14 protein-coding genes are annotated in these 16401 nt (G+C 63.8%); 7 read left to right on the forward strand and 7 right to left on the reverse strand.

Features of this window, described 5'->3' with window-relative positions; translation table 11 throughout:
* Positions 1 to 255: 255 nt before the first annotated feature.
* The 5 genes from BLW08_RS01840 to BLW08_RS01860 are packed head-to-tail and all read right to left on the reverse strand — an operon-like array spanning position 256 to position 5884.
* Positions 256 to 1191 carry a lipid II:glycine glycyltransferase FemX gene (locus tag BLW08_RS01840; protein ID WP_090819806.1) on the reverse strand — a complete coding sequence of 312 codons (936 nt, stop codon included), beginning with the start codon at positions 1189 to 1191 and terminating at the stop codon, positions 256 to 258.
* A gap of 3 nt (positions 1192 to 1194) precedes the next feature.
* Positions 1195 to 2445: a mannose-6-phosphate isomerase, class I gene (gene manA / locus BLW08_RS01845; RefSeq protein ID WP_091323033.1), complete on the reverse strand. Its 1251-nt coding sequence runs from the start codon at positions 2443 to 2445 to the stop codon at positions 1195 to 1197.
* Between the two features lie 54 nt (positions 2446 to 2499).
* Positions 2500 to 4116 (reverse strand): LCP family protein, encoded by a 1617-nt coding sequence (locus BLW08_RS01850; RefSeq protein ID WP_091323035.1) that lies wholly within the window; start codon positions 4114 to 4116, stop codon positions 2500 to 2502.
* A 20-nt stretch (positions 4117 to 4136) separates the two neighbouring features.
* Positions 4137 to 4700 carry a 5-(carboxyamino)imidazole ribonucleotide mutase gene (purE, locus tag BLW08_RS01855; protein ID WP_091323037.1) on the reverse strand — a complete coding sequence of 188 codons (564 nt, stop codon included), beginning with the start codon at positions 4698 to 4700 and terminating at the stop codon, positions 4137 to 4139.
* Positions 4697 to 5884, reverse strand: coding sequence for a 5-(carboxyamino)imidazole ribonucleotide synthase (locus BLW08_RS01860; protein WP_090819794.1), 1188 nt, complete (start codon positions 5882 to 5884; stop codon positions 4697 to 4699). Before BLW08_RS01860 ends, purE begins: the two co-directional genes overlap by 4 nt.
* A gap of 203 nt (positions 5885 to 6087) precedes the next feature.
* Here BLW08_RS01860 and BLW08_RS01865 point away from each other — a divergent pair, with 203 nt between their 5' ends.
* The gene (locus tag BLW08_RS01865) at positions 6088 to 6657 is read left to right on the forward strand and encodes a GtrA family protein (RefSeq protein ID WP_090819791.1); all 570 of its coding nucleotides are present in this window, start codon (positions 6088 to 6090) and stop codon (positions 6655 to 6657) included.
* A gap of 3 nt (positions 6658 to 6660) precedes the next feature.
* On the opposite strand, the gene BLW08_RS01870 is transcribed toward BLW08_RS01865, so the two are convergent.
* Positions 6661 to 7356: a TIGR03089 family protein gene (locus tag BLW08_RS01870; RefSeq protein ID WP_091323039.1), complete on the reverse strand. Its 696-nt coding sequence runs from the start codon at positions 7354 to 7356 to the stop codon at positions 6661 to 6663.
* Between the two features lie 376 nt (positions 7357 to 7732).
* Here BLW08_RS01870 and BLW08_RS01875 point away from each other — a divergent pair, with 376 nt between their 5' ends.
* From BLW08_RS01875 to BLW08_RS01885, 3 genes are read left to right on the forward strand one after another with little or no spacing between them, the layout of a single operon-like run.
* The gene (locus BLW08_RS01875; RefSeq protein WP_091323041.1) at positions 7733 to 8278 is read left to right on the forward strand and encodes a WhiB family transcriptional regulator; all 546 of its coding nucleotides are present in this window, start codon (positions 7733 to 7735) and stop codon (positions 8276 to 8278) included.
* A gap of 11 nt (positions 8279 to 8289) precedes the next feature.
* Positions 8290 to 11658: a glycosyltransferase family 2 protein gene (locus BLW08_RS01880; RefSeq protein WP_091323042.1), complete on the forward strand. Its 3369-nt coding sequence runs from the start codon at positions 8290 to 8292 to the stop codon at positions 11656 to 11658.
* Positions 11651 to 13288, forward strand: coding sequence for a DUF5719 family protein (locus tag BLW08_RS01885; protein ID WP_254779619.1), 1638 nt, complete (start codon positions 11651 to 11653; stop codon positions 13286 to 13288). The genes BLW08_RS01880 and BLW08_RS01885 overlap by 8 nt, the downstream gene beginning before the upstream one ends.
* Positions 13289 to 13327: 39 nt before the next feature.
* Here BLW08_RS01885 and BLW08_RS01890 read toward each other — a convergent pair whose 3' ends face one another.
* Positions 13328 to 13846 carry a metallopeptidase family protein gene (locus BLW08_RS01890; protein ID WP_091323046.1) on the reverse strand — a complete coding sequence of 173 codons (519 nt, stop codon included), beginning with the start codon at positions 13844 to 13846 and terminating at the stop codon, positions 13328 to 13330.
* 120 nt (positions 13847 to 13966) lie between these two features.
* Here BLW08_RS01890 and BLW08_RS01895 point away from each other — a divergent pair, with 120 nt between their 5' ends.
* The 3 genes from BLW08_RS01895 to ahcY all read left to right on the forward strand — a co-directional run bounded on the left by BLW08_RS01895 (position 13967) and on the right by ahcY (position 16294).
* Positions 13967 to 14365, forward strand: a complete 399-nt coding sequence (locus BLW08_RS01895; protein ID WP_090819773.1) for a DUF3499 domain-containing protein — start codon at positions 13967 to 13969, stop codon at positions 14363 to 14365.
* Positions 14366 to 14552: 187 nt separating this feature from the next.
* Positions 14553 to 14771, forward strand: coding sequence for a Trm112 family protein (locus BLW08_RS01900; RefSeq protein ID WP_090819770.1), 219 nt, complete (start codon positions 14553 to 14555; stop codon positions 14769 to 14771).
* Between the two features lie 44 nt (positions 14772 to 14815).
* Positions 14816 to 16294, forward strand: a complete 1479-nt coding sequence (gene ahcY / locus BLW08_RS01905) for an adenosylhomocysteinase (RefSeq protein ID WP_091323049.1) — start codon at positions 14816 to 14818, stop codon at positions 16292 to 16294.
* Positions 16295 to 16401: the final 107 nt, after the last annotated feature.

Here is a 16401-nt window from a genome sequence, read left to right on the forward strand (position 1 = left end):
GGACGGCGGGCATCGCTCGGCGGCTATCTCCTCGTACCACGTCGATTTGATGCCGCTTTCGCGAGACTCGCCGTCCTTCTCTGTGTCCTGCCAAGTTCGGCTTCGCGCTGTTGTGGGTAGGGCAGAGCGGGGGGTGTTCCGTCCTCACTCACTTTGACGCTGGAACCCTGCCGACACGCCGTGATTCACGGCGTGTCGGGGCCTCGGCGGGATCAAAGTCGGTGTTGGCGGTACGGGTGTCGGAGCGGTGGGGAATCAGCGGAGCTTGTCCCGGAGGCTTCTCGCCAATTGGTAGGCGCCGTAGCGGAGTTTGTTCACCGGGAGGTCCCAGGTGCCCGGGTAGGAGACCTCGCGGCCTCCGAAGGACTTCTTGAAGGCCGTGAAACCCGCCCATTTGTGATCAGGCTGGTCCTCGGGCGCCACGCCCCAAAGATCCACGTGCTTGAGGCCCTTTTCCTTCGCGTCAGCCATCAGGGTCACCAGGAGGGGGATTCCCGCGCTGAGCTTCCGGTGGGTGTCATCCAGGGCTGCGTGGGCGTACACACGGGTGTCCGCGGAATCGTAGGCGAAGGCGGCAGCGATCGGCTCGCCCTCACGTTCGGCAATGAAGAGCGTTCCGGCACCGGAGGGCAGCAGGGAGGCTGCTACTTGGGTGAGGTACTCGTCGCTTTGTGGCTTGAACCCGTTGCGCGCTGCGGTCAGGTGCAGGAAATTCAGGAGCACCGAGATATCGGCAGGATCCTGGGAAGCGCGGAAGGTCACGCCCTTCTTATGGATGTTCCTGTACAAGTTGCGGTTGGTCGGCTTCATCCCGGCCAGGACATCCTTGAAATCGCCGTCCAGGTCCACCACCCAGCTGAGCTCGGGTTGCTGGTTGACCGGAGCTGGTCGCAAGCCACGCGCGCGCAGGAGGGGACCGGCATCGGACGCTGTGAAGCCCGCCGCGGCCGGCTCCATGCGGACGAAGACTGCGCGTTCCGCTTTCGCCAAAGACACCAAGGCAGCCGTAGCGGCGTCGAAAGCCTCTACGGATTCGGCTACCGGACCGTAGGGTGCGTAGATGACCTTGCCCGCCGGGTTTTTCTCCTCAATGGCAAGGAAACTCCAGCCCGGGCCGGACTGTTCATGGACGCGGCGGCCCAAAGAGCGCTGGACAGCGGCCCACGCGGGCGTTTGCAGGAAAAACTCCATGAATCAGTTCCCAAGACCTGTGGTTACCGCGAAAGCGATGCTGGTGTCCGTAGCGCCCTGGACAGGATGGACGTTGACGGGGGCTTCGGCGTCCGGGATGAATGCTGCTGCACCGCGCTTGAGCAGGAGGTCACTCTTGGGGGAGTCGAGCATCACCGACCCGGCGACCACCACGACGACGGCCGGCCCACTTTGCGCCAACGGCACCGGTTCAGCCCCGGGGCCAAGTTCAATGCGCTGGAGTTGGAACTCCTTGAACGGCGGGCGGTACAACTCCTGCCCGAATTCGGTGCCGCTGGCCTGGACATGGGGCACACCGAGCGCTTCGAACCGGATGGTCTTCAGCAGTTCCCCAACGTCCACGTGCTTGGGGGTGAGACCGCCTCGGAGCACGTTGTCAGAAGACGCCATGACCTCCACGCCGAGGCCGTGCAGATAAGCGTGGACATTGCCCGCCGGCAAGTACACGACGTCTCCGGGCTCCAGGGACAGGTGGTTGAGAAGGAGCGAGATGAGGACCCCTGGATCGTCGGGGAAGGCCTCGTTGATGTCCACCATGGCCGTCAGGGCTTCGCGGTGCGGCTCAAGCGGGGCTCCCGCCGACAGCACCGCGACCACCTCGTTAATCGCGTCGGAGACCGGGCTCCCGCCTTGGATCAGGCGGCTGAAAGCGGCCTTCAAGGCTGCGTTGGCATCGGACTGGCCCAGATCCGAGATCACGTGGTTGATGATCGCAGGAACCTCAACCGCGGCGGAATCCAGCACGTTGCGCAGGTGCTCGAAGATACTCCGCGAAGCGGCTGGTGAACGGAATCCGCAGAGTGCCTTGAACGGCGTGAGGGCAAAGATCATTTCCGGCTTGTGGTTGTCATCGCGGTAATTGCGCTCGGCGGCGTCTGCGGGAATCCCGGCTGCATTCTCCCTGGCGAAGCCGTCGCGGGCCTGGTCCTTGCTGGGGTGCACCTGCAGGGACAACGGCTTCCCGGCAGCGAGGAGCTTGGTGAGGAAAGGGAGCCTGGGCCCGAACTCCGCCACGCTCTCTGACCCCAGGAAGTGGCCGGGATCAGAGGCGATCAGAGCGTCGAGGGGTTGGGTCACACCGTTGGGGTGAATCGCTGTGGAAGGGGAGTCCGGGTGGGCTCCGATCCACAGTTCGGCCTCCGGACCACCTGAGGCCGGCCGACCCAGCAAACCGGCGATCGCCGTCGTCGAACCCCACGCGTAGGGTCGCAAAACATTCTCAATTTGATACACGAAAGAAAGTCCTTATTCGTTGCGCTGAACGTGGGGTGACGCCGACCAGCCAGCTTACAGCGGTGCGCACTGTCCGTTGGTTGCCACGAGGTCGCGGATGCCTTGCTCGTCACCTTGCGCCTTGAGGCCGTTCAACAATTCGATGGTGATGGGCGTGCCATCGGGCGTGGTGGTCACCGGGGTGAAATCGGCAGACGGCGAAGGCAACTGACTTGCGGGCAGGAGCCCGGCCGGTGGGCCGGCGGCCATGACGGTACCGGCTGCTGCCCGGTCATGGGAGACGACGGCGTCACTCGCCTTGGGTGCGTTGGACGACGCCAGGACGTCCTGAACCTTGGAATGGATCAGGTCGAAGTCAGGGACCGTGGAGAAGGAGGCATCAAAGTCCGGAGGCCCAATGGTGAGGCGTTTGACCGGCTGGTTCTTCGACTTCAATGCCAGGTCCACAAAGCTGCCGAGCTGGTTGGAGGAAATGTTGGAATCAACCACTTTGGTGCCGGCGTTGGCGATGTCCTCGAACTTGGTCAGGAGAGTAGCTGGATCCAGCTGCTTGAGCATCGCCTGCTGGACACACTGCTGGCGCGCAATGCGCGCGTAGTCATCCACGAACTCGCGTGAACGGCCGTACCACAGGGCGTGAAAGCCATCCAGGTGCTGGTCGCCTGCCGGGATCCAGCCATCAGGCATGCCGTGGATTCCGTTGGCCTCGTCAGTAACGGGACCACTGATGGGCACCCACCCGCCGGCCTTGATGCGTATTCCGCCCATCGCGTCGATGAGCTTGGCGAATCCGTCCATGTCCACCAGGACATACGCCTGGACGGTGATGCCCAAGGTGCCGGACACAGCCTCCAACGTTGCTTGGGCTCCGGGATCGGCGACGCCGGGGTACAGATCTTTGTAATTGTTGGTGACTTCGGTGTTGACGGCGTTGATGAGGCACTCGTCGCCGCAGTTATAGCCCTCGGGGTAGATCCCGCGCATCGGCGAGCCCTCGCTGAACTGTGCGTTTTGGAGGTTGCGGGGCACAGAGATGATGGCGCTCTCGCCCGTTTTCGCATCAACGCTGATCACTGAGAGGCTGTCCGGGCGGCGGCCTGTCCTGTCGTCTCCGGCATCGCCACCCATCATGAGGAAGTTGTAACGCCCGTCCACAGGATCAATGGCCGGGCCCGCCTGGAAGATGCTGCCGATCGCGTTGCGGCTAACGTTCAGGACGTAGGCGATGTAACCCAACGAGCCGCTGGCCAGGACTGTGGACACTGCCACCACCACGGCGATGATGGGGCGCATTCCCGGTGCCAGGAGCGCGGGTCTGATAATCCGGAAAGTATTGAGGAACAAGTAGGCCCAGCCCAGAGCCAACGCCACCAGGACCACGATGATCACCAGCGATCCCACCGGGTGGGTGGCGATGCTCAGCAGCATGGTCCGGTTGACCAGGGCGATCAAGAGCGTCACCAGGGCCAATGCCCAGACTGTGAGCGTGACGCGCAATGCATTGCGGCCAAGTTTGCGGTCGCCCGCCACGATCTGGGCGCTGCCGGGAACGAAGAGTGTGAGGAGAACCAGCACGAAGGCGCGTTTGGTCCGCACCGGAGCGGATGCCCCGGACGGATACCGGACAGGATCAGTCAGGGCAGAACCGGGCTGATTCGAGGTCTTGTGCATGGTAGTCAACCGCTGCCTTCCTAGCGGGAGCTCCGGGCCGAAGCGTTGGCAGGGGAGAAGACTTCCTCGACCTTATGACGGAGGTTTTCGCCCTTCTTGGTGGCGACGTCGTTCAGTTCCTGGGCGAAGGCCAGAAGGTCGGTGCGCAGCTTGGCGGCCAGTTCATCGGTTCCGGATGCCAACATGCGCACGGCGAGGAGTCCAGCGTTCCGGGCGCCGGCGATGGAGACGGTAGCCACGGGAACACCAGCGGGCATCTGGACGATGGACAGGAGTGAATCCATGCCGTCCAAGGTCTTCAGCGGAACCGGAACGCCGATGACCGGAAGCGGCGTGACGGAGGCGAGCATGCCGGGAAGGTGGGCGGCACCGCCCGCTCCGGCGATGATGACGCGCAAACCGCGTTCATGGGCGGTCTGACCGTACCGGATCATTTCGGTGGGCATCCGGTGCGCCGAGACGACGTCAGCCTCGAAGGGAATGCCAAACTCAGCCAGGGCGTCCGCGGCGGCTTCCATGACCGGCCAATCGGAGTCCGAACCCATCACGAGCCCTACCAGCGGGGCAATTGATTCTGATGTCATGCGGTCTCCTCAAGGGTGGTCTGCTCCGGCCGGCGGCCGTCACGGATGATGTTGGCCACGGCCGTAGCGCGCTGGCGGACGGAGTCGACGTCGGAAACCGAACTGCCAACGAGGTTCACGTGCCCGATCTTGCGGCCGGGCCGGACGGACTTGCCGTAGGAGTGCACCTTGGCCGCAGGCTCATAGGCCAGGGCCATGGGGAATGCTTTGAAGAGGTCCTGGTTCTCTCCACCCAGGAAGTTCTTCATGACCGTTACCGGAGCCAAGGCGTCCGTTGCGCCCAGCGGCAGGTCCAGCACCGCGCGCAGGTGCTGCTCGAACTGGCTGGTGATGGAGCCATCCTGTGTCCAGTGTCCGGTGTTGTGGGGGCGCATGGCGAGCTCATTGATGAGGAAGCCGGCGCCAACTCCGGGAGTTTCGAAGAGTTCGGCGGCCATGACGCCGGTGACGCCGAGTTCATTGGCGATCCGGAGTGCAGCTTCCTCGGCGGCCGCAGCCACATCGAGGGAAATATTCTGGGCAGGTGCAATGACTTCATCGCAGACACCGTCCACCTGGATGGTGTGGACAACGGGCCAAGCCCGGGACTCGCCACTGGGTGTACGTGCCACCAAGGCAGAGAGCTCGCGGCTGAAGTCAACCTTTGCCTCAGCGAGCAAGGGGCTCATGGCCTGGAACCAGTCCGAGGTTTCCAGGGCCTCGTCCGCGGAGTCCACGATTCTGACGCCCTTGCCGTCGTAACCGCCGCGAGGGGTCTTCAGGACGACGGGCCAGCCGATCCTGTCGCCGAAGGCCACCAGCTCGTCAACGTTGTGGACGGCAGACCACTCCGGGTTGGGGAGGCCGAGGCGGTCGATCGCAGCGCGCATCACCAGCTTGTCTTGGGCGTTGACCAAGGCATCGGGGCCTGGCTGGACGTTGACGCCGGCATCCAACAATGCCTGCAGGTGCCCGGTGGGAACGTGTTCGTGGTCAAAGGTCAGGACATCCAGGCCCTTGGAGAACTCAAGGAGGGCCTCCAGATCCTTATAGTCGCCGATGGGGGCTTGGGCCACAACAGCTACAGCCGAAACGTCCTCGCCTTCAGCCAAAACACGGAGTTCGAAGCCCAGGGCGGTAGCGGGCGGAGCCATCATTCGTGCGAGTTGGCCGCCGCCAACAACGCCAATTACTGGAAAAGTCACAATGTTCAGCCTACCGAACCGGCGGCAGGATCACTGATTCTGCCGTTCTTTTGGCAGCTTTTTGGGCAGGAGGCAACGCCTTTCAACGCCTGAGGAGGGGCCTTTATCGGCGTTCTCACAGCTCCCTAAGGGGCAGCGTCGGGAAATGGGCGCTAAAATGGGCTTGGCCCATCGGCCCACTTTTCAAACGGCCATGGAGGGTCATGATCACCACACTTGCAGATCGCATCCGCGGACTTGCCTCGCTTTTCTGGCGCGAGGTTGCCAAGTTCGGCGCCGTCGGCGGTGTTGCTTTTGTCATTGACTCGGCCGTCTTCATCTGGCTTTTCTCCGGTCCGATGCACGGCAGTGAAGTGTGGGCGAAGGCCATTGCGACCATTGTGGCAAGTGTATTCTCCTGGGTTGCCAATCGCTTCTGGACGTTCCGCCACCGCAAGCAGGCCAACGTGGTCCGTGAAGCGGTCCTCTTTGCCGTCATGAACCTCGTTGGGCTTCTCATTGCCTCGGGCTGTGTATGGTTCGCCAAGTACATCCTTGACCTTAACGACAAGCCGTCACTGTTTATCGCCGGCAGCGTTGTGGGCCTGATTCTGGGTACCATTTTCCGCTTCTTCGCCTACCGCTTCTGGGTGTTCAACGAAGAGCTGGACGCCGAGCCCGAGTACTCGCACGACCACGAGATCATCGAACTGCATCACAAGGCCAAGATTGCCGCCGAGCCAGGCTCCAGCAACCCTGCCACGGGCGAGGCGCCTTCCGTCAAGAACGTTTGATGGTTACGGGCGGCTGACGCGCTCGTTTTCCAGCAAATGATCGGTGACCGCAAGGTCCGGGTGCACCAGCACCACGGACCCGTCCTCTTTCCAGGCTCCCAACGACGCCGCCAGGCATGACTCCAGCCCATCCGTGGCGCGTACCAGAAGCCGGACTCCGGGGTCCTGGTTGGAGGCAAAGCCCTCAATCAGGGCTTCATGCGAAAGCGCCGCTGCGCCCCGGACGGCAGGCAACTCCGTGCCGGGCTCGTTGTGGGCCATGAAGACGTCGCCATGGGAGCGGACTTCCGCCGCGTAGTCCACGACGCCGGACGGCAGCTCACCTGGCCAACGCATCGCCAGGGCCGCGAGCGGGACGGCCACCACCGCATCGAAGGTGGCTCCGGCACCGTCGTCGGGATTGTCTGTCACCAGGAGATCGGCAGAAGTGCCATCGAAGACTACCTCCATGCCCAGCTGCCAGGCCGCAAGCGCCCAGACGAAGGATTTCCAGTGCGCGGGCAGATCCAGCCGGATTGCCATCCCGGGCTCTGCGTCCAGCTCGTCCTGCAGCAGGTTGCTGGTTTTGGCCACCCAGTTGTCCAGGACACGGCCGGAAAGCTCCACCCGCTCGGAGTCGGGCCCGTACCACGTGAGCCGTGGTGATGTTGAATGGCCCGATCGCAGGGCGGTCATCAGGTTCGCTGCGGGGATGCTCATGCGTCAATCTTGCCACGGTGACCCAGCTCCGTCTTTGGCCTCAGCGCCTTGATTGTGAGATGTACCACAGGGTGTTTCGTCCAATCGTTGGGCGTCTCCTGGACCCTGATCGAATTTCCGCGGAAATTCAATGAAAGTTCATCTCATCCGATCCGGCACTTCCATTTCCCGCGGGGGCGCACGGCGGCGCGGCCAAAATGTTGGGCGTGGCGCATCCCACGTTTCTACAGATTCTTGATTATTATCCCGGCGCGGCTTGACTGGTGGGTAGTTACACGCGTGTAATTAGTAATCAACGCCGCTGCACAGAGGACCGGAACGCCACCGGGAATCGGAAATACATCCAAGCAGCAGCTGCAAACTCAGGAGGGACGCCATGGGGCAAGCGTTGCGTATCCAGGAAGATGCAGTCGTCGCAGAACATGCGTCGGTGAAATACCGTTCGCGGGAAGTGCCGGGGGATTGGTACGTGGACCCGGCGGATCCGGAAGCGGCAGACCGATACAACCAGAATGTGCAGGAGTCATTGGAGGATCAGGCGACTGCTCTCCTGGCTGCACATGAGGCATTGATCGGTGATTTGCCGGCCGGGCCGGAAGAAGATGTGGATGACCCTCCCATGGAGTTGCGTCGTCAGCTGGAAACGCCGGGGCAGCCGGTGTGGATCGGCCTTCCCGGCCAAGGCGACTTCGACGACGAAGGCGAACTTGGGTGGCAGACCGATGCGCTGTGTGCGCAAACGGATCCGGAAGCCTTTTTCCCTGAAAAGGGCGGATCAACGAGGGACGCCAAGAAAGTCTGCGGCGCGTGCAACGTCCGTTCGCAGTGCTTGGAGTATGCCCTCGCCAATGACGAGCGGTTCGGTATTTGGGGCGGACTCTCTGAGCGGGAACGTCGTCGGCTAAGGAAGCGAGCGGTCTAATTCTCAAGGAAGTGCATGTCACTGCTGTTGTGGTATCCCACAACGGCGGTGATTATCTCCCCAGGACATTGGCGGCACTGTCGGACCAGACGCGTTCGGCAGATGCCGCCATTGGCATTGATACAGGTTCCACGGACAATTCGCTGGACTTGCTCCGCGAAGCCTGTGGCCAAGGCAACGTCACCACCTTCCAGCAGGCTAAGTCCGGCTTTGGTGCAGCTGTGCAGGCAGGCCTTCAGGAGCTGGCTCCGGCAGGGGCCGCGACAGACGGCCCAGCCAGCCAAACCAAAAGTGTCCAGTGGATCTGGCTCCTGCATGATGATGCGGCCCCGGCGCCGGATGCGTTGGCCGAGCTGCTCCATGCAGTGGAGCGGGCTCCCTCGGTCACGGTGGCGGGCTGCAAGCAGCTCGGCTGGGATAACGAGCGGCACCTGGTGGACGTAGGCCTTTCCACGAGCCGTTGGGCTGAACGGCTGACATTGATCGACGCGGACGAAGTGGACCAGGGGCAGTACGACGCCCGCTCGGATACCTTTGCCGTGAATTCTGCCGGCATGTTGATCCGCCGCGACGTCTGGGAACAGTTGCAGGGCTTTGATCCTGCGTTGCCCGGAAGTGGCGACGATGTGGACTTCTGCTGGCGCAACTGGCTTGCCGGCAATCGCGTGGTGGTAGTTCCCAGCGCCCGCATGTTCCATGTAGAGCACCGTCCCCACGGATTGGGTACCTCCTCCGCGGCCCGAAAAGCCCAAATCCACCTGCGGCTCAAACACACGCCGTGGTGGAATGTGCCGTTCCAGGCCATCGGAGCCCTGTTCGGCGCCATTGTCCGGCTGGTATTGAGCATCCTGGTCAAGGAACCGGGCTATGGCTTCTCCCAGTTCACCGCTACCGTGGCCGCCCTCATCCGGCCGCTGGCAGTCGTCAAGGGCCGTCGCGTGGCGGCCGCGACGCGACGTGTCCACCGATCCGTGATCCGCGGCCTTCAAACGTCTACCCGTGAGGTCCGGGCCAACCGGCGATCGCTGCTGGAAGCGATCCGCCCCAGTGACGACAACGCCGCCGTCTCTGATCTCCTGGCCCCTGAACCCAGCGGAGACGCTGCGGATGACTTCGCAGCGCTGGCAACCAATGAACGTGGCTGGGTGGGAACGGGCGCTGTTGCTGCTGCCCTGCTGGCCCTTGCCGCCGCCTTGGTTGGCTTGCTGGGACTGGTCCGCTCCGGCACGGTTGCCGGTGGCGGATTACTGCCGTTGTCCGCGGCGCCGGCAGAGATCTGGGCCAACGCATCCACGTGGTGGATCTCCCTCGGGGCAGGACTGCCCGGGCACGGTGATCCCTTTGGATACGTGCTGTGGTTGTTGTCCCTCTTCGGCGGCGGTGACGGAAATTCGGCAATGGCGTGGCTGCTGGTCCTCGCCATGCCCTTGTCAGCGTTGGGTGCCTGGTTCGCCGCTGGGGCCCTGACCACCAAACGCCGGTTCCGGACTGTGGCCGCACTCGCCTGGTCCGCCGCGCCCGCGCTCCTGATTGCCATCAACGATGGCCGGGTGGGAGCGCTTTTCGCGCACGTGATGATGCCCCTGCTCCTCCTTTCCCTGTTGCGGGCCTCGGGATCTGCCATCGGCCAGGGCCATTCCCAGGTGGGTACGGCGCTGAGCAGACGGCCCGCTCCGATTCTCGGGAAGCCGGGGATCAACGGAACGCCGTCGTGGACAGCTGCAGCGGCAGCCGGCCTGGCCATGGCGGTGGTCACAGCCTCGGCTCCATCGTTGATGGGACCGATCGCCGTTGCCGTGATCCTGGCGGCCGTGATCCTAGGACAACGGGGCAAAACATTGTGGTGGTCCCTCCTGCCCACCATTGCCATCTTCCTTCCCTACGGCATTTCCGTGCTGGACCGGCCCCGCGCTTTGCTCGCTGATCCCGGCGTCCCCCTCACTTTTGAGGCATCGCCGTTGTGGCAGCAACTGTTGGGCCAGCCGTTGGCCTTCGACATCGACGGCGGCCTGACCGGATTGGCGTTCTTCGGTCCTGGAGCTATGCCTTGGGCTTTGCTGCTGGCATTGCTGGTCAGCGCACCAGTCCTGATCCTTGCGGTGACGGCCTTGTTCTTCCCCGGTAAGCGCACTGCCCTGGCCAGAGTTTTCTGGCTCGCCGCATTGGCCATCCTGGTGAGTGGTTGGCTGGTGGGGCACGTGGCCACCGGTGTGAACAACAACGTGATTGTTGGCCCCTATACAGGCCCCGCAGTATCGGCCGCGGGCATGTTGCTTCTGGCAGCGGCCGTCATCGGTGCCGAGAAGATCTTTACGGCTCCCCGCCGGACGAGCGACTCGGACCGGCCAAAGCTGCCGCTGCGGCGCGTCGCCTCCGGGGTGGTCTTGACGCTTCTTGTTGCCGGCCCGCTGGCAAGCATGGGCGCTTGGTCAGCCCAGAACGTCCTCCAAACTTCGCCAGCGCCAGGGGCGAGCCCGGCACCCAACCCAGCGGGGCAGGCGTCGTCCCTTGGCTCCGAACGGCAGGTATGGCCGGTGGACTCCGGCACTTTGCCGGCTACCGCCGTCGACCGTGGCCAGGGCCCCGAGCGCACGCGGACTCTGGTGATCACCAGCGGTGAGCAGGGCGCCTTTACGTCGTCCCTCATGCGCGGTGCCGGGACAACCCTGGACGGCCTGTCCACCATCGCCTCGGCCCGAACCATCATTGGTGCACCGGGTCGCGAGGAGATTGCAACCGACGATGCTGCCACTGCGTCTCTCCGCAAGGCGGTGGCAACCATTGTTGCGAGCACGGGCGTGGATCCTCGTGCCGACCTTGAGCAGCTCGGTGCGGGTTTCGTGGTTCTTAAGGCGGCAGACAGCGCAGCCCAGTTGACTGCCAGCAGGATCGACGCCGTCCCCGGACTGGTTGCTGTGGGCCAGACCGACGCCGGGTGGCTGTGGCGCGTCACGCCGCGGAACCAGCCTGCGGCAACTGCCGCGGACGCTGCGCACCGCGTGCGGATTGTCGATTCCAAGAATGCGACAGTGGGCACGCTGCCTTCCGAGGAAGTGTCCGTGGATGCCACGGTGCCCTCGGGTGAGGAGGGACGCAAAGTTGTCCTCGCCGAACGCTCCGATCCCGGCTGGTCCGCATGGCTGGATGGCCGTCAGCTGAAAGGCACCACCGCCGGTTGGTCGCAGGCCTTTGAGCTCCCGGCCGCTGGCGGCGACCTGGAAATCCGCTACACCAACCCCTGGGCCCCGTGGTTCGGAATCCTGCAGGCCGTGGTGATCGGATTGACAGTATTGCTGGCCATTCCGATGCCCGCTCGCCGCACACGAACCGGCATGTCGAGGGATGAAGTCTCCCTCCGTAAGGAGTACAGCAGTGTCTGACGACCCGAAGCAGCAGGTCGATGAGAAAACGTCGCGCAGCACCAGCAAGGGCTCACGGAGCTCCAACAGGGGCGTCGTCACTGGCGTCCTCTCGGCAGTAGTGATCCTCGCTGCCGGTGGAGGCGCTGTTGCGGCGACATCAATGATGCCGGAGCCCTCTGGCGGCACCACGTTGGACATTCGGCAGGCCGATGTTCCTGCGGGACGCGCCGTGGGCGTCTGCCCGGAACCCGCACGGCTGGTCAATGGCACCGTGGTGGGTACGGATGCCGATTTCAGCCCGGTATCCACTACCGCCAGCAGCGCCCTCAACGCGGTGGTGCTCAGCAACCCGGCGGGCACCGTACCCGGTAGCAAAGTGACCTCGCTGGGCGGTGGCTCCGTGGCTGAGATCGCCAAGGCACCTACGAGCACCCCCACGCCAACCGCTGGCCCGCCAGTGTTGGCTGCAGGAGTGGCATCCATTAGCCCGGTGACATCGCCGGCAGTGGTGCAGGCCGATCCTTTGGGAAATGAGCAGGCCTCCCTGGCAGCCAATCTCAGCTACTCGGCCACGGACGGCGATCTCCGCGGCCTTGCTTCGGCCCAATGCCGGGCTCCCGGCAACGACGCGTGGATTCTCGGTGCCAACACGGCCGTGGGTCGTACTGCCGTCCTGAATCTGAGCAACGCTTCCGAGACCCCGGCAACGGTAAACCTGGACCTCTTCGGGTACCAGGGCCAGATCCAGGCACCGGGTGCCCGGGGACTCTTGGTGGCTCCAGGCACAACCCGCTCCATCAACCTCGCAGGTCTGGCCCCGGGCGAATCGCAACTCGCCGTCCACGTCCGCAGCACCGGCGGTCCCGTTGCCGGAACCATCCAACAGAGCGTGTTGCGTGGGCTTGCTCCCGGTGGGGTGGAGTACCTTTCGCCGGGCACCGGACCGTCCAACCTGCAGGTAATGTCCGGCGTCGATATCCAGGACCCTGCGGCAAGCAAGGCACTGGCCGGCAAGTCCGGTTTTGCCGACGCTGTGCCCGCTCTGCAGATCGCGGTTCCCGGCTCCACCGATGCCGTGGTGCAAGTGAGCCTCTACGGCGCCAACGGTGAGCGCAAGATTCCCAGCGGGGGAGTAGTCACGGTCAAGGGCGGGTCCGTGGCCACTGTGAACCTCGACGGCGTTCCGGCAGGAAACTACACGGTGAAGGCGAGCTCGGACGTGTCCTTCGTGGCATCCACCCGGATCACACGCGGTGCCAAAGCGGAGGAAGCAACCGACTTCGCGTGGTCACCGTCGTCGGCACGGCTGGGCAGCCAGCACCTGGTGGCCGTTCCCCGGGATGGCCAGCGATTCCTCAGCTTCGGTGTGCCCGAGGGGCGAGGTACTGTCAGCTACGCTCCGGTGACGGCCGACGGCACAGTGGGCAAGGCCGTTGACGTCGACATGTCGGGTGGCACCACCTCGTTGATCGAGCTGCCTGCGAAGTCAGGCGATGCGCTGGTAGCGGGCTACATTGTGTCGGCGTCCGGAGACCCCATTTATGGCGCGCTTCTCCTGGGCAAACAGGGGCGGTCCGACGTTTCGGTCGTTGCCATCCAGGACGCCGCGGCGGGACTGGAGAAGGTTCCGGTCTCGGTGGGCTACTAGCCCACCGCACCAGCAATCGGCAGCCGGGTACCGCCGTCGTTATTGATAACGACGGCGGTATACCGGGTCCAGCGTCTCCGGCGGCACTCCCAGCATTTCGGCTGTGTACTCCACCACGACGTCATGGACCAGGTCCTGCAGTTCTTCGCGGGTGTTGGTGGCTTGCTCCACCACTCGCCGGTAGACAGTAATCATGGGCGCCTCGCCCCGTCCACCGGGCGTATAGGAACCCATCGAGGCGCGTTCGCCAGTGGCGACCAGCTGCTCGAGGTTGGGAGGAATCTCATCGACGGCAAAGAGAACGCCGTCGAGTTGCTTGCCCCACATATCCTGGAGCCGCTCCGCCGAGTCCAGCACCATGTCATCGAACCTTTCGGAACGGGTGCGGAAACCGGGGAGGTTGGGAAGCATGAGTTCCCCACGCAGTCCGCGTCCGTGGCGGTTGCGCCGCCGGCGCCGGAAACCACGCCCGCCCGAATCGGCGTGTTGCTCTGCCTGATCGCCATCGGCGTCAGTCCACCGGATGTTGAACCCGGGAACATGTGGCTGTGACTGCATATATCGACTTTAGTCCCGGCGCACCCACAGCGCGACATCATGGGCCACACCGCGCCGCAGCTGTTGATGAGGACGCAAAGTTGGCGGGCCACAGGCGCCAATGCGCATGGCGAATGCCAAATGGCGCTAATCTGGGATGTTGTGGGTGCCATTCGTCAGTGTTCAAGATCAGCCTGCCGCCAGTCTGCGGTGGCTACTTTGACGTACGTGTACGCAGAGTCAACCGCCGTCCTTGGTCCGCTCGCGACGTATGCCGAGCCCCATGCCTACGACTTGTGCTCGCAGCACGCCGAAAGCCTCACCGTTCCCCGGGGGTGGGAAGTCCTGCGTCTGGCGATGCCCACCACTCCGCCGGAACCGGGCCCGGATGACCTGCTGGCACTGGCCAACGCGGTCCGTGAGGCGGCTTCGGCAGCCCCGGAGGCACCCGCCCGGCACAGCCACGCACAGATGGAGCCGCCCGTGGCCGTCGAAGGAACCCGCCGCGGGCACTTGCGGATCCTGCGCGAACCGTCCTAGCGGCCTGAAACCCAGCGGCCTGGAACCCAGCAACGTGGGACCCAGAGGCTTGGCGTTGATGCCCTGACCAGCTGCGGGACTCAATTCGTCGCTGTGCTCCGAAGGGCATGATCCTGCACGGTAGGCTGGAATCTGCAGATAAATCCGCCAGCGGCGCCACGCCGGCGCCACCCAGGGAGCATCATTCATGCCAAAGGTCAGTCCTGAACTGTTGTCCATCCTGCGCTGCCCCGTGACGGGTTCACCGCTGGTCCAGGAGGGCGAGGAGCTGGTAGCCACCACGGCCGCCGACAACGGTGAAAAGCTCCGCTACTCCATCGAGGACGGCATCCCGTTGCTCCTTCGCCCGGAACTGCTGGCCGCAGCCAACGCAGCCTCATCCAGTCAGCACGATTCGAAGGCCTAATCAGCCTCCCTCATCAATCCCGCACGGTACCCCTAAGGAATTTCATGACTTTCGATTTCAAAGTGGCTGACATCACCCTCGCGGAGGCCGGCCGCCACCAGATCCGTCTCGCCGAGCACGAAATGCCGGGCCTCATGTCCCTCCGGGCAGAGTTCGGTGCCTCGCAGCCGCTCAAGGGCGCACGGATCGCCGGTTCCTTGCACATGACCGTGCAGACCGCCGTTCTCATCGAGACCCTCACGGCTTTGGGCGCCGAGGTCCGCTGGGCCTCCTGCAACATCTTCTCCACCCAGGATGAAGCCGCCGCCGCCGTCGTGGTGGGCAAGGGAACCCCGGAAGACCCGCAGGGTGTTCCAGTCTTCGCCTGGAAGGGTGAAACCCTGGAGGAATACTGGTGGACTGCCGAGCAGATCCTCACCTGGCCCGGCGCCGACACCAACCCGGAGTTGGGCCCCAACATGATTCTCGACGACGGCGGCGACGCCACGCTGCTGCTGCACAAGGGCGTCGACTTCGAAGCCGCGGGCGCTGTCCCCGCAGCCACTGAGGAAGATCCCGAGGAATACGTCCTCATTCTGGACCTCCTCCGCAGGACCCTCGCCGCTGATCCGCAGAAATGGACACGGCTGGCTGCGCGCATTGAGGGCGTTACCGAGGAGACCACCACCGGTGTCCACCGCCTCTACCAGCTGGCAGAACAGGGCAAATTGCTGTTCCCGGCCATCAACGTCAACGACTCCGTCACCAAGAGCAAGTTCGACAACAAGTACGGCATCCGTCACTCGCTGCCGGACGGCATCAACCGCGCCACGGATGTCCTCATGGGGGGCAAGGTGGCCGTCGTCTGCGGTTATGGCGACGTTGGGAAGGGCGCAGCGGAGGCGCTGCGGGGCCAGGGTTCGCGCGTGATCGTCACCGAAATTGATCCCATCTGTGCCTTGCAGGCCGCCATGGACGGGTACCAGGTTGCCAAGCTGGAATCCGTGCTGGCCCAGGGTGACATTTTCATCACCACCACGGGCAACAAGGACGTCATCATGGCCGAGCACATGCTGGGTATGAAGAACAAAGCGATTGTTGGCAACATCGGCCACTTTGACAACGAGATCGACATTGCCGGGCTCGCGAAGATTGCCGGCGTCAAGAAGGTGGAAATCAAGCCGCAGGTCCACGAGTGGGTGTTCGACTCCGGAATTGCCTCGGAGCGTTCCATCATTGTGCTGTCCGAGGGCCGCCTCCTGAACCTGGGCAACGCCACCGGCCACCCGTCGTTCGTGATGAGTAACTCCTTCGCCAACCAGACCATCGCCCAGATCGAACTCTGGACCAAGAAGGATCAGCCGGCCGGGGAGCGGGAATACGGGAAGCAGGTCTACGTCCTTCCGAAGATCCTGGACGAAAAAGTAGCCCGACTCCACCTGGATGCCTTGGGCGTCGAACTGACGGAACTGAGCAAGGACCAGGCTGATTACCTCGACCTTGACGTTGCGGGGCCGTACAAGCCGGAGCACTATCGCTACTAAGCGCAGCGGATTACCCCAATCGATGGCGAAAGGCCGGACACGCGACCAGCGTGGCCGGCCTTTCCGCTAGAATTGGGTGTTCAGTATTGCTTGCCGGGGGACAGGAA

Origin of the sequence: Arthrobacter sp. cf158 (assembly GCF_900106835.1) — a bacterium.
GTDB lineage: Bacteria > Actinomycetota > Actinomycetes > Actinomycetales > Micrococcaceae > Arthrobacter.